11 protein-coding genes and 1 pseudogene are annotated in these 12,906 nt (G+C 64.9%); 6 read left to right on the top strand and 6 right to left on the bottom strand.

Annotation, left to right across the window (positions count from 1 at the left end; translation table 11 throughout):
• Positions 1 to 18: 18 nt before the first annotated feature.
• The gene (locus EJ077_RS29785; protein WP_208698413.1) at positions 19 to 1,467 is read right to left on the bottom strand and encodes an APC family permease; all 1,449 of its coding nucleotides are present in this window, start codon (positions 1,465 to 1,467) and stop codon (positions 19 to 21) included.
• A gap of 187 nt (positions 1,468 to 1,654) precedes the next feature.
• On the opposite strand from EJ077_RS29785, the gene EJ077_RS29790 reads away from it, so the two are divergent.
• The 6 genes and pseudogenes from EJ077_RS29790 (at position 1,655) to EJ077_RS29815 (ending at position 8,083) form a co-directional block, all read left to right on the top strand.
• A complete protein-coding gene (locus tag EJ077_RS29790) occupies positions 1,655 to 2,425 on the top strand; it encodes an IclR family transcriptional regulator (protein ID WP_208698414.1) in 771 nt (256 codons plus the stop codon).
• On the top strand, positions 2,425 to 3,696 hold the full coding sequence (locus tag EJ077_RS29795; RefSeq protein ID WP_208698415.1) for a Tm-1-like ATP-binding domain-containing protein: 1,272 nt from the start codon (positions 2,425 to 2,427) through the stop codon (positions 3,694 to 3,696). Before EJ077_RS29790 ends, EJ077_RS29795 begins: the two co-directional genes overlap by 1 nt.
• Complete coding sequence (locus EJ077_RS29800; RefSeq protein WP_208698416.1) at positions 3,693 to 4,361, top strand: HAD family hydrolase; 669 nt, start codon at positions 3,693 to 3,695, stop codon at positions 4,359 to 4,361. The genes EJ077_RS29795 and EJ077_RS29800 overlap by 4 nt, the downstream gene beginning before the upstream one ends.
• A gap of 21 nt (positions 4,362 to 4,382) precedes the next feature.
• Positions 4,383 to 5,731: pseudogene (locus tag EJ077_RS29805) on the top strand (aminotransferase class III-fold pyridoxal phosphate-dependent enzyme).
• A 46-nt stretch (positions 5,732 to 5,777) separates the two neighbouring features.
• Positions 5,778 to 7,064: an aminotransferase class III-fold pyridoxal phosphate-dependent enzyme gene (locus EJ077_RS29810; protein ID WP_208703166.1), complete on the top strand. Its 1,287-nt coding sequence runs from the start codon at positions 5,778 to 5,780 to the stop codon at positions 7,062 to 7,064.
• Positions 7,061 to 8,083: a phosphotransferase enzyme family protein gene (locus EJ077_RS29815; RefSeq protein WP_208698417.1), complete on the top strand. Its 1,023-nt coding sequence runs from the start codon at positions 7,061 to 7,063 to the stop codon at positions 8,081 to 8,083. Before EJ077_RS29810 ends, EJ077_RS29815 begins: the two co-directional genes overlap by 4 nt.
• 24 nt (positions 8,084 to 8,107) lie before the next feature.
• Here EJ077_RS29815 and hpaH read toward each other — a convergent pair whose 3' ends face one another.
• From hpaH to EJ077_RS29840, 5 genes are all read right to left on the bottom strand, one after another.
• Entirely contained in the window at positions 8,108 to 8,914 is an 807-nt protein-coding gene (gene hpaH / locus EJ077_RS29820; protein ID WP_208698418.1) for a 2-oxo-hept-4-ene-1,7-dioate hydratase, read from the bottom strand.
• Positions 8,911 to 9,780 carry a fumarylacetoacetate hydrolase family protein gene (locus tag EJ077_RS29825; RefSeq protein WP_208698419.1) on the bottom strand — a complete coding sequence of 290 codons (870 nt, stop codon included), beginning with the start codon at positions 9,778 to 9,780 and terminating at the stop codon, positions 8,911 to 8,913. The genes hpaH and EJ077_RS29825 overlap by 4 nt, the downstream gene beginning before the upstream one ends.
• A 76-nt stretch (positions 9,781 to 9,856) precedes the next feature.
• Entirely contained in the window at positions 9,857 to 10,837 is a 981-nt protein-coding gene (gene hpaD / locus EJ077_RS29830) for a 3,4-dihydroxyphenylacetate 2,3-dioxygenase (protein WP_208698420.1), read from the bottom strand.
• 14 nt (positions 10,838 to 10,851) lie between these two features.
• Positions 10,852 to 12,369 (bottom strand): 5-carboxymethyl-2-hydroxymuconate semialdehyde dehydrogenase, encoded by a 1,518-nt coding sequence (gene hpaE, locus EJ077_RS29835; RefSeq protein ID WP_208698422.1) that lies wholly within the window; start codon positions 12,367 to 12,369, stop codon positions 10,852 to 10,854.
• A 12-nt stretch (positions 12,370 to 12,381) separates the two neighbouring features.
• Positions 12,382 to 12,768 (bottom strand): 5-carboxymethyl-2-hydroxymuconate Delta-isomerase, encoded by a 387-nt coding sequence (locus tag EJ077_RS29840; protein WP_208698424.1) that lies wholly within the window; start codon positions 12,766 to 12,768, stop codon positions 12,382 to 12,384.
• Positions 12,769 to 12,906: the final 138 nt, after the last annotated feature.

Below are 12,906 nucleotides of genomic sequence, written 5' to 3' on the forward strand. Positions count from 1 at the left end.
GCCGCCCTGATATCTCGCTCAATCCTTGAGCGGTACGCCGAGATTGTCGAAGGCCACCCGATCGCGGCTCTTCAAAGCGCCTGCCAGCAGCAGGCCCACCACGCCGGCGATCAGCACCAGTCCCGGCAGGAACGCACCGAGGAAGCCGCCGGCTCCCGACAGGCTGCCGAAGTTGATGACGATCAGGTAGATGATGACGACGAAGGCGATGAAGGTCAGCCCGGGCAGGATCGTGGTCTTGAGCGCGTTCTCCTGGGCCGACGGGTTGGTGCGGAAGTACATCACCACGGCGAGCGAGGCGACCGCCATCATGACGATGACGCCGAGTGTCGCGACATTGGTCAGCCAGGAAAACAGCGCCAGCACCGGATCGAGCCCGAGCACGGCGAACAGCCCGACGACGACAGCCGCCAACACGCTCTGGATCACCGAAGCGACATGCGGACTCTGGTGCGCCGAATGCGTCACGCCGATCGCCTGCGGCAAGAGCTTCTCGCGGCCCGAGACATAGATGTAGCGGGCAACCGCATTGTGGAACGCCAGCACGCCGGCGAACAGGCTCGACACGAACAGGATGCTCATCGCATGCGTCAGCAGCGTTCCTGCATAACGGTCGGAGAGACCGAACAGGAAGGTGGTCGGATCCTGCAGGCCCTGCAGCGCCGGCAGCAATTTGTCGACGCCCGCACCCACCGCCATCAGCCAGGCGGTGACCATGTAGAAGACGCCGATCAGCAGCACCGAGAAATAGGTGGCGCGCGGAATGGTGACCTTGGGGTCACGGGCTTCCTCGGCGTAGATCGTCGTCGCCTCGAAGCCGATGAAGGCGGCGAAACAAAACAGGATGGCGATCGCCGGCGCGCCCGAGGTGATCTGGCTCCAGCTGAACGGCGCCGCCGACAAGCCGCTGTCGCCGCCGGTCTTGAGGATCACCAGGTCGAGGATCAGCACCACGGCATATTCGCACAGCACCAGCACCGTCAGGATCTTGGCCGACAGGTCGACCTGGCGGTAACCGAGCACGGCGACGATGGCGATGGCGATGAAACTCCACACCCACCAGGGCAGGTTGATGCCCCAGCTGGCGAATAGCCCGGAGGTTGCCGCACCCAGCAGGCCCATGACGCCGATCTGCATGGCATTGTAGGACAGGATGGCGATCAGCGCCGTGGCGCCGCCGGCGAGGCCGCCGAGCCCGCGCGCTGCATAGGCATAGAAGGCGCCGGCATTGCCGACATGGCGCGACATGGCGACATAGCCGACCGCGAACAACAGCAGCAGCACCGTGACGATCAGGTAGGTGCCGGCAAAGCCGGCGCCGTTGCCCATCAGCATGCCGAGCGGCGTGCCGCCGGCGACCGCCGTGAGCGGGGCGGCGGCCGAGATCACCATGAAGGTGATGGCGCCGACGCCGAGACTGTTCTTGCGCAGCCTGTTGGCCGGCGCCGCTTCCGAAACTGCTGACATTGGTCCCTCCTGTTTGCAAACCGGTTGGCTTGCCGGCCGAATGGCCTGTCCCATACGCTCTGGATGTGGTTCATTATTCGAACCATTATTTTGAATATAGACTTGCAAACAAAGCGGCTTGCTGTCAAGTTAATTCACACGTTAATTGATTGCCGCTTCTGGGGCGCACAATGCTGGGAGGAATGCGTTGAGTACGGTCGGCAAGGCGATTTCACTTCTGGAGCTGTTCACCGTGGCCGAGCCCGAGCTCGGACTGTCGGATCTGGCGCGCCGGTCGGGGTTCGACAAGGCGACGACGCGGCGCCTGCTGGTGGCGCTCACCGGCCATGGTCTCGTCGAGCAGGATGCCGCCACGCGGCACTACCGGCTCGGCGCCGGCCTGTCGCGGCTGGCGCGCATCCGCGAAGCCCGCTTTCCCTTCCTGCAGACCGCGGTGCCGCTGGTGCGGGATCTGGCAAGTGCCACGGCCGAGACCGTGCATCTGTCGGAGTATGGCATCGACCGGCTGGTCACCGTCCATGTCGAGCATCCGGCGCGGGCAAACCGGGTCAATGTCGATATCGGCCAGCTTCTGCCCCTGCATTCGACCGCTTCGGGCATCGTTTATCTGGCCTTCGCCAGGGACGAGGCCGTCAAGGCATGTTTGACCACTCCCCTGGAGGCCTTCACCGCGCACACGCTGACCGAGCCGGCCGCCATCGCGCGCTCCATGGGCGAGGCGCGCGAGCGCGGCTATTCGATCTGCGATCAGGGCCTGGAAGAAGGCGTCATATCAGTCGCGGCGGCAATCCTGGCGGCGGATGGGTTCGCGCTCGGCACGATCGCCGTGGCGGCGCCGAAGGCCAGGACGACGGCGGCCGACATCGCCGAGCGCGGACTTGCGGCCGTGGCCGCGGCGCGCGAGATTTCGATGCGGCTCAACGGCGACAATCTGCAAGCGCTGAGGAGGCAGGCCTGATGTCCGAACCCCGCATCCTGGTCATCGGCACCGGCGATACCAAGGCCGAAGAACTGCTGTTCATGAAAGCATGCATCGAGGCATCGGGCGGCAGCGCCGTGATGATGGATGTCAGCGTCCTGGGCGACCCGCCCTACAGCCCCGATCACGACAAGCACGCGGTCGCCCGCGCCGTGGATGTCACCATCGCCGAGATCATCTCCAGCGGTGACGAGAACACCGCCATGACGCTGATGGCGGGCGGCGCCGTGCAATTGGTGCGCAAGCTCCAGCAAGACGGCGAGATCGACGCCTTCATCGCCATAGGCGGCTCGATGGGAACCGATCTGGCGCTCGATGTCGCGCTTTGCCTGCCGCTCGGCGTGCCGAAATTCGTAGTCTCGACCATCGCCTATTCACACCTGATCCCGCCCGAGCGGGTGGCGCCAGACCTGATGATGATCCTCTGGGCGGGCGGCCTCTACGGCCTCAACTCGATCTGCAAGCTCGTCCTGTCGCAGGCCTGCGGCGCGGTCGTCGGCGCGACGAAGATGATGCTTGAAGCCCGCGCCTCCGCGCCGGCGAAAGGCCCGACCGTCGGCATGACCTCGCTCGGCAGCTCCTGCCTGCGCTACATGAAGACGCTGAAGCCGGCGCTGGAACGGCGCGGCTATGATGTCGCCGTCTTCCACACTACCGGCATGGGCGGCCGCGCCTTCGAATCGATCGCCGGCCAGGATCATTTCTGCGCGGTGTTCGATTTCAGCCTGCAGGAGATCACCAACCATCTGGCCGGCTCCGTCGTCAGCTCCGGCGCCGACCGGCTGGAGAATGCCGGCGCTCGTGGCGTTCCGCAGATCGCGGCACCCGGTGCGGTCGACATGGTCGACCTGCCGACCTGGCAGGATTTGCCGGCTAAATTTTCCGAACGCCCGTTCCACGCCCACAACAGGCTGATTGCCTCGGTTACAGTTGATGGGGATGACCGCCGCGAGGTCGCCCGGACCATCGCCGGGAAGCTCGGCATGGCAAAGGGCCGTTCCGCCCTTATCCTGCCTTCCCGTGGCATCCAGGAATGGGACACCGAGGGCGAGCCGCTCTATGAGCCCGAAGCGCTTGCCGCTTTCGTCGATGAGATGCGCAAGGCAATTCCGGCGCAAGTCGAGTTTCACGAGATCGAGGCACATATCAACAGTGACACCTTCGTCGCCAAGGCGCTGGAGATCTTCGACCACTGGGTCGAGGAGGGCATCATCCCGCGCGGCATGCCGGCCAACGAGGTCGCCGCGTGAGTGCTGTTTCCGCACAGGCGCTGGTCCTCGATTTCGGCGGCGTCGTCACCCGTACGCTGTTCGAGACCCATGCCTTGACCGAACAGGCGCTGGGACTGAAGCCGGGAACGCTGCAATGGCGCGGCCCGTTCGATCCAGGCAGCGATCCGCTATGGCGTGCCATGCAGGCCGACGAGATCAGCGAGCGGGACTATTGGCGCACGCGCACAAGCGAGGTCGGCCGGCTCGTAGGCGAGGACTGGCAGGCGATGGAAACCTTCGTCCAGCGCGCGCGTGGCGCCGAGCCCGAAAAGGTGGTGCGGCCGGAGGCCGACCGCGCCATCCGCGCCGTCCACGCGGCGGGATTTCGCCTGGCGATCCTGTCCAACGAACTCGACCTGTTCTACGGCGCCGACTTCCGCCGGCGCCTGCCGCTGCTCGGCCTGTTCGACGTCATCGTCGACGCCACCTATACCGGCATCCTCAAGCCGGATCCGCGTGCCTACGCCTTCGTTACCAAGGCGCTCGGCCTGCCCGCCGCCGCCTGCGTCTTCGTCGACGACCAGCAGCGCAATGTCGATGGCGGCCATGCCGCCGGCATGCGTACGGTTCATTTCGACGTTGCCCGGCCGGGCCATTCCTATGCCGAGACCCTCGGCCATTTCGACCTCGTCCCAGCTGCCTGAGACCATTTGCGGAGCCTTGTGATGCGCGACATCAACTTCCTCACCGAGACCAACGCCAGGCCAATCTGGCACCCGATGGCGCATCCGGCCGAGATGCGGGCCAATCCGCCCAAGGTGATCATGGGGGCGAGGGCGTCATGGTCACCGATATCGCCGGCAAAACCGTTCTCGACGCCGTCGGCGGGTTGTGGAACGTCAATCTCGGCTACAGCTGCGACCCGATCAAGCAGGCGATCGCCGACCAGCTCGGCGCACTGCCTTACTACTCCGGCTTTCGCGGCACCTCGACCGGACCGTCGATCGAGCTCGCCTACGAACTTGCGGAATGGTTCGCGCCAGAAGGCATGGTGCGGACCTTCTTCACCTCGGGCGGCTCGGATTCGGTCGAGACGGCGTTGCGGCTGGCGAGGCAATACTGGAAGATCCGCGGCCAGGGCGACCGCACAAAATTCCTCGCCTTGAAGAAGGGCTATCACGGCACGCATTTCGGCGGTGCCTCCGTCAATGGCAACGCCAATTTCCGCCGCAACTACGAGCCTCTGTTGCCCGGCGTCTTCCACATCCCCGCACCCTGGACCTTCCGCAACCCGTTCGACGAGACCGATCCGGCGCGGCTGGCCAAACTCTGCGCCAAGGCGCTGGAGGATGAGATCGCCTTCCAGGGCGGCGACACGATCGCTGCCTTCATCATGGAGCCGGTGCTGGGTGCCGGCGGCGTCATCGTTCCACATGAAAGCTTCATGCCGCTGGTGCGCGAGATCTGCGACCGCCACGAAATCCTGCTGATAGCCGACGAGGTGGTCACGGGCTTCGGCCGCACCGGCGCATGGTCCGGGTCGCGGCTGTCCGGTGTGAAGCCGGATTTCATGACCATCGCCAAGGCGATCACCTCGGGTTATTTCCCGCTCGGCGCCACCTTGATCGGCGCCAAGGTTGCCGATGTGTTCGAGTCCGACAAGACCAGTTTTGGCGCGATCGGCCACGGCTACACCTATTCCGGCCATCCGGTCGGCTGCGCGGCCGGGTTGGCGGCACTCGCCGAGACCAAACGGCTGCGCCTTCACGAAAACGCGGCCGCGCGCGGAGCCGAACTGGCGGTGGGCCTCGAAGGTTTGAAAGCGGAGCACGCGATCGTTGGCGATGTCAGGTACAAGGGCCTGATGGCGGCGGTGGAACTGGTTGCCGATCGCGCGACGAAAAAACCGGCCGACAAGAAGACCATGGCGGTGGTCTCGGAGGCTGCCTACGAGGCCGGTGTCATGCTGCGCGTCTCCGGCAACAACATCATCCTGTCGCCACCGCTCATCATAAGCGCCGCCGATGTCGCGAGGATCGGTGAGGCGCTCGACGCAGGCCTGTCGAAGGTCTGACATGCAACGGAGTTTTGGTACACCGATGGCTCAATCGCGGCAAGAACTGGCTGGGGAAACACTGGTTAGCCGGCGTGGCCGGCTGCTCGGCACGAAATCGCAATTGTTCTATGACGAGCCCGTGCATCTTGTGCGCGGCGAGGGTGTCTGGCTCTACGACGCCGACGGCCGCAAATATCTCGACGCCTATAACAATGTCGCCCATGTCGGCCATTGCCACCCGCATGTGGTCGAGGCGCTGTGCCGGCAGGCGAGCCTGCTCAACACCCACACGCGCTATCTCCACACCGCGATCCTCGATTATGTAGAGCGGCTGACCGCCACCTTCGATGCCAGCCTCTCCACCGCCATCCTGACCTGCACCGGCAGCGAGGCCAACGACATCGCGCTGCGCATGGCGCAGGCGGCCTCCGGCCAGATGGGCATCATCGCCACCGACGCCACCTATCACGGCAACACCACAGCCGTTTCGCAGCTCTCTACCCGCATGCCGCCGGTCGGCGGGCGCGCTCCGTATGTCAGGCTGGTGCCGGCCCCGGACAGCTATCGCCATCCAGATGCGATGGCCAATGGCAAGGCCTTCGGCGATGCCGTGCGCGCGGCGATCGCCTCGCTGGCCAGAGACGGCATCGGCCTCTCCGGAATGATCCTCTGCCCGCTGCTCGCCAATGAGGGCTTTCCGGCACTCCCGAGCGGCTTTTTCGATGATGCCATATCGGCGGTGTGCGAAGCCGGCGGTCTGATGATCGCCGACGAGGTGCAGCCCGGTTTCGGCCGCACCGGCAGCCATTTCTGGGGCCATCAGCGCGCCGGTTTCGTCCCCGACATCGTCACCATGGGCAAACCGATGGGCAACGGCCACCCGGTCGCCGCTGTCGTCACCACTCGAGACATATTGGCGACCTTCCGCGACGCCTTCCGCTACTTCAACACCTTTGGCGGCAATCCGGTCTCCTGCGCGGTGGCCAATGCGGTCCTCGATGTGCTGGAGGACGAAAACCTCGTCGCCAATGCCCGCGATGTCGGCGCCTACGCGCTCGGCCTGCTGCGGCCACTGGCCGATCGTCATGAATCGATCGGCCAGGTCAGGGGCGCCGGCCTGTTCTTCGGCGCCGAACTGGTCCGGGACCGCGAGACACGCGAGCCGGCGCCCGACATCGCCGGCCGCGTCATCAACGCGATGCGCGACCGTGGCGTGCTGATGGGCAAGACAGGCATCCACGGCAATGTGCTGAAGATCCGCCCGCCCATGCCGTTTTCGCGTGAAAACGCCGATGTCCTGATCGAAACGCTCGATGAGGTGCTCGGCGAAGTCGACGGAGTGCCGGCGTGAACGCTGTATCGACGCATGCCGGGCCGGAAACGGCAGCTGATGTCACCGACCTTGCCAGACGCGCGCTGGACCATTGGGGCGTTCGCGGCGGCGAGCCGGAGCTGCTGAAATACCGTGAGAATGCGGTCTTCCGGATCCACCTGCCCGGCGGCCAGCCGGCAGTGATGCGCGTGCATCGGCTTGGCTACCACACGGATGCCGCGCTGCGCGGGGAACTGCAATGGATGGGCTTTCTGCAAGCCGCCGGCGTCGCCACGCCGTCTCCCATCCCAACGCAGGCCGGCGACCCGTTCGTGCTCGTCGGCACCGCCGCTTTGACGCAACCGCGCCAGGTCGATTGCTTGAGCTGGCTCGAGGGCCGCGCCGTCGGCGCGCGCGGCGTACCGCTGGACCATACGCCGGAACAGTTGGAGCAGGTCTTCAGTGAGATCGGGCGAAGCATCGCCCACATGCACACTGTCACCGCCACGTGGACGCCGCCTTCAGGCTTCACCCGCCATGCCTGGGACTTCGACGGCTTCTTCGGCGCGGCCCCGAATTGGGGACTCTTCGAGACCTCGCCCTTCCTCGACGGCGCGCGCCGCGAGCTGGTTTTTCAGGCGCGGGAAAAGGCCGTGAAGGCGCTGTCGGAACACGAACGCAGCGCCCGCAACTTCGGCATCATCCACGCCGATCTGGCGCGCGAGAACGTGCTGATCCATGACGGTGCGGTGCGCATCATCGACTTCGATGATTGCGGCTTTGGCTGGCACATGTACGACCTCGCCGTCGCGCTCTACCAGAACCGCCAGGAGCCGCTCTATCCGCTGATCGAGGCGTCGCTGCTGGACGGCTACCGGCAGCAGCGGGAGTTGACCGCGCGGGATGTCGCAGCGCTGCCGCTGTTCGCCGCGCTGCGGGCCTTCGCGTTTCTGGGCTGGGTGCAAAGCCGCGTCGAGGGCGACATCACCAGGGAAGTCGGCCTGCGCATGTCTAACATCGCCGCCGATGTGATAGCGGCCTATTTGCGCGACAAATGAGGCGGTATGGCTGTCGGGGAACCGTCAGCCTTTCGCGAAATGGATGCTGACCGTTCCCGAACTGCCGAAATCGGCGACGATCGTGTCGCCCGGCCGCGCCTCGACCGGACGCACGAAGGAGCCCGACAGCACCACTTCCCCGGCAGCGATCGACAGGCCGTAGCGGGCGAGCCGGTCGGCCAGCCAGGCGACGCCCATCGCCGGATGGTTGAGCACGCCGGCGCCGAGCCCGGTCTCCTCGACCTCGGCATTGCGCGAAACTATGGCGCCGATCCAGCGCATGTCGGCTTCATCGGGCCGCTGCGGCCGGCCGCCGATGACAATGCCGGCATTGGCGGCATTGTCGGAGATGGTGTCGAAGAAGGTGCGGGCCTTCTTGGTCTCGGCATTGACGCGCTCGATGCGTGTATCGAGGATTTCCAGCGCCGGCGTGATGTAGTCCGTTGCGTTGAGCACGTCGAAGAGGCTCACCCCAGGCCCCTTCAACGGCGCCTTCATGACGAAGGCGATCTCGGCCTCGACGCGCGGCTGAATGAAGCGGCCGGCCGGAATGGTCGCGCCGTCGCTGAAGAACATGTCGTCGAACAGCACGCCCGAATCCGGCGTGTCGATGGCCAGCGCATACTGCATCGCCTTGGAGGTCAGGCCGATCTTCCAGCCCTTCGGCTTCAACCCGGCATCGGTCTTGCGCTTCACCAGCGCCGCCTGGACGCGGTAAGCATCCTCCATCGTCGCCTCGGGAAAATCGAGGCTGAGCAGCCTGATCTGGCGGCGTGAGCGCTCGGCTTCGAACAGCCGGTTGGCGGCGTCTTCCACTTGGCTTGGGGTCATGCTGTTGCCTCGTCGACGACGCCGTTTCTGAGCACGCCGATGCCGTCGGCCTCGACTTCGATCACATCGCCCGGTTTCAGCCAGACCGGCGGGTCGAAGCGGGCGCCGGCGCCGGTCGGTGTACCCGTGACGATGATATCGCCCGGCACCAGCGTGGTGAAGGTCGAGATGTAGTTGATGATCTTGCGGAAGGAAAAGATCATCCGGCTGGTGCGGTCCTGCTGGCGCACCTCGCCATTGACGCGGGTGGTCAGCGCGATGTCGGCGATCTGCGCCTCGTCCGTGAACGGCACCAGCCACGGGCCGATCGAGCCGGTGCGCTCGAAATTCTTGCCTTGCGTGACGTTGAACTTGGCGTGCCGCACCCAGTCGCGGATGGTGCCTTCGTTGCACAGCGACAGGGCGGCGATGTGGTCCAGCGCGTCGGGTTCGGCGACGCGCCGGCCTGGCTTGCCGATGACGATGACGATTTCGCCCTCGTAGTCGAGCTGTGGTGATTCCGGCGGCCGCACCAACGGCGCGCCATGACCGACGAAGGAGCTGACAAAGCGGATGAACAGCGACGGGTTCGAAGGTGCCGCCTGCCCGTCCTTGTACTCCTCGTTGCGGTCGGGATAGTTGACGCCGACGCAGATGATTTTTTCCGGTGAGGGAATAGGGATGTCGTAGGCGATGGCGTCGAGCGAGAAATCGGCGGCGAGGGTGCCCGCCTCTTCCGCCAGGCGTCGCAAGGTGCCGGCTTCGATCACTTCGCGCAGGGTAGGCCACTGGCCGTGGCGGGCCGAGAGGTCGACGACGCCCTTGCTTGTGATGGCGCCATAGCGCGTCTTGCCGCCAGCGGTGAAGGTGGCGAGGCGGGCGCTCATGCTGCGGCTCCGCCGATGGTGATGTTGGATGCCGGCCAGGGGGCGCGAAGGAACGCTGACATCGACCGGGACTCTATCAAGGCGCCACAATCGGCGAAGCGGCCAGATCCGGCTGCCGCACCTCCGCGCCGGCAAAAACACTGCCCTCCTCGAACCAGCTTTTCGGCGCCGGTGCGCCCCACAGCGTCTGGCGCTGCGGGTCCTTCAAATCCCATTTGATCGGCTCCAGATCCGGATCCACCGTCTGGTAGTCCGAACAATAGATCTCGATGCGGTGGTTGTCGGGATCGCGCACGTAGAGGAAGAACGCATTGGAAATGCCGTGTCGGCCGGGGCCGCGTTCGATGTTCGGCAGGTAGCCGGTGGTCGCCATCAGATCGAGCAGATCGATGATATTGAGCGGCGTCGGCACCCAGAAGGCGACGTGGTGCAGGCGCGGGCCGATGCCGTTGGTGAAGGCGATGTCGTGGACGCCGCCCTTGCGGTGTGTCCAGGCCGCCCACAGCTTTCCGCTTGAGGCATCTTCCGTATATTCGGTCACGCGAAAACCGAGCTCGTTGTAGAAGGCGACAGACTCGTCGACATTGGGCGAGAAGCAGTTGAAATGGTCGATGCGCAACGGCCTCACGCCCTTGTAGAGCGCGTATTTCTGGTGGATCGGCGGCAGCCGATCCATCGTTGCGTAGAATTCCAGCGGAATGCCGTGCGGGTCGCGCGTGCGGAAGGTGCGCGACTGGTAGGGACGCTCGACCCATTCGACCGGCAGGCCCTTGCCCCTGAAGAAATGCTCTGCCTTGTCGAGGTCTTCGTCGGAAAAAACCTTGAAGCCGAGGTCGCGGGCTTCCGGCGTCGTTGCCTTGCGAAGCACGATGCAATGATGGCCGCGCTCCTCCATGGCCCTGAGGTAGATGGCGCCCGATGTCTCGTCGGTGACCTGCAGGCCGAGCGTGTCGACATAGAAGGCGCGGGATCGGGCAAGGTCGGTTACCGCGAGTTCGACATGGCTGAGCCGAACGATGTTGAAGGCGGGGTAGAGGTTGGGCTTGGGCAAGGGCATCTGATTTCCTCCGGTCAGCCGCCGAGTTTCTGGATTGCGTGCGCCGAAGTGGCGAAGGCGACGTTCTTCGTCTCCATGTAGAAATCGAAGGAATGGTCGCCGCCGTCGCGGCCGATGCCGGAGTTCTTGACGCCGCCGAACGGCGTCGGCAGATGGCGCACATTCTCTGAATTGACCCAGATCATGCCGGCGTCCAGCGCATCGGTGAAGCGGAAAGCGCGGGTCACGTCGGATGTCCAGAGATAGCCGGTGAGGCCATATTGCGTGTCGTTGGCCAATGCCAGCGCCTCCGCCTCGTCCTTGAAGGCGATCGCGGTCAGCACCGGCCCGAAGATCTCTTCCTGGGCGATGCGCATCTTGTTGGTGGCGCCGGTAAACAGCGTCGGGCTGACATAACAGCCACCGCCCGGGCCGGCGTACTTGCCACCACCGGCCGCGACCACCGCGCCCTCCGATTTGCCGATCTCGATATAGGACAGCACCTTCTCCTCATGCACCGGATGGATCAGCGGCCCGACCACCGTTTTCGGATCGAGCGGATGGCCTATCTTGACGCGCTTTGCCTTCTCCGCCACCAGATCGGTGAACCGGTCATAGACCGAGGCCTCCACCAGCAGCCGCGACGAGGAGGTGCAGCGCTCGCCGTTGAGCGAGTAGATCATGAATACCGCCGCATCCGCCGCGCGCTCCAGATCCGCATCGGCGAAGACGATCACCGGGTTCTTGCCACCGAGTTCGAAATGCACGCGCTTCAGCGTATCGGCGCCCTGCTTCATGATCATCGAGCCGGTGCGGCTTTCGCCGACGAAACCGATCGCCTTGATGTCGGGGTGCTCGGTCAGCGCCTTGCCGGCATATTCGCCAAGGCCGTTGATCAGGTTCCACACCCCCTTCGGCAGGCCGGCCTCCTCGGCGATCTCGACCAGCAGCCGCGCCGTCAGCGGCGAGAATTCAGCCGGCTTATGAACCACGGTGCAGCCGGCAGCCAATGCCGGCGCGATCTTCCAGGTCGACAGCATGAATGGCGTGTTCCACGGCGTGATGATGCCGACCGGCCCGATCGGCACCCGCGTCGTCATGTTGACCTGGCCAGGCGTCCGGAGCGTTTCGCCATCACGCGCTTCCGGCGCACGGTCGGCGAAGAAACGGAAGTTTTCGGCGCCGCGCAATGCAGCCTTGGCCATGAACTTCAGCGCCTGGCCGGTGTCCATGCATTCGACGAAGGCGATCTCCTCGGCACGCGCCTCGATCGCATCGGCGATTCCGTGCAGCAGCTTCTTGCGCGCCTCGCCCGGCATGCCGGCCCAGGCCGGGAATGCCGCCTTGGCCGCTTTTGCCGCGCGGTCGATATCGGCGGCGCCGCCGCGCGCGACCTTGGCCAGCGGCTTGAGGTCGACCGGCGAGAGCGTCTCGAAAGTCGAGCCGTCGGCGGCAGGGACCGCTTCGCCGCCGATCTGGTTCAGCACGCCATCGCGCTTGAAACCGGCGAGGTAGGCTTGCGCCTTTTTCAGATTGCCTTCGAGATCGGACATGTCAGTCTTTCGTCACTTGCCGCGCAGCCGCGGGTGGATTGCGTTCTTCTTCCAGCTCAGCACCGGATCGATTTCCCGGATCTCCAGCGACAAGGCGAAATGCGGGGTCTCGAACAGCGTTGCCAGGTATTGGCTTACCGCGGTGAACACGGCCTCGCCGGTCCGTTTCTTGTCCTCGGCGCTGCGGCCGGTGCCGATGCGAAACGACATATCGAGAAAGGCGTTTTCCGGCAGGCGATCGGCAATGGCGTAGGCGTCAGTGCGAAAAGCCCGCACCCGCACGGCGCCGGTCTCGAACAGCCCGGTGTCGAGCACCGTGCGCAACACCAAGGCGCACAATTCATTCATGTCGACCTTGGCATCGAGGTTGGCTGAATACTCGATGGAGAAGTGCGGCACCGCGTATCGTTCCCTGGATTCTTGCATTTTGTAGTTAACGCGTTAATTACATGACGTGCCCCCAAAGTCAAGTCTTGCATCGGGCTGGAGGCGACGATACGGGATGGAAAGGTCGGGGTTTGACGTTGGTCCATGTGG

It is taken from the genome of Mesorhizobium sp. M8A.F.Ca.ET.057.01.1.1 (assembly GCF_003952565.1).
Classification (GTDB): domain Bacteria; phylum Pseudomonadota; class Alphaproteobacteria; order Rhizobiales; family Rhizobiaceae; genus Mesorhizobium.

Coding starts and splice junctions, on each gene's coding strand:
- EJ077_RS29785 (WP_208698413.1), bottom strand. CDS start 1,467: ATGTCAGCAGTTTCGGAAGCGGCGCCGGCCAACAGGCTGCGCAAGAAC.
- EJ077_RS29795 (WP_208698415.1), top strand. CDS start 2,425: ATGTCCGAACCCCGCATCCTGGTCATCGGCACCGGCGATACCAAGGCC.
- hpaH (WP_208698418.1), bottom strand. CDS start 8,914: ATGACCCCAAGCCAAGTGGAAGACGCCGCCAACCGGCTGTTCGAAGCC.
- EJ077_RS29825 (WP_208698419.1), bottom strand. CDS start 9,780: ATGAGCGCCCGCCTCGCCACCTTCACCGCTGGCGGCAAGACGCGCTAT.
- hpaD (WP_208698420.1), bottom strand. CDS start 10,837: ATGCCCTTGCCCAAGCCCAACCTCTACCCCGCCTTCAACATCGTTCGG.
- hpaE (WP_208698422.1), bottom strand. CDS start 12,369: ATGTCCGATCTCGAAGGCAATCTGAAAAAGGCGCAAGCCTACCTCGCC.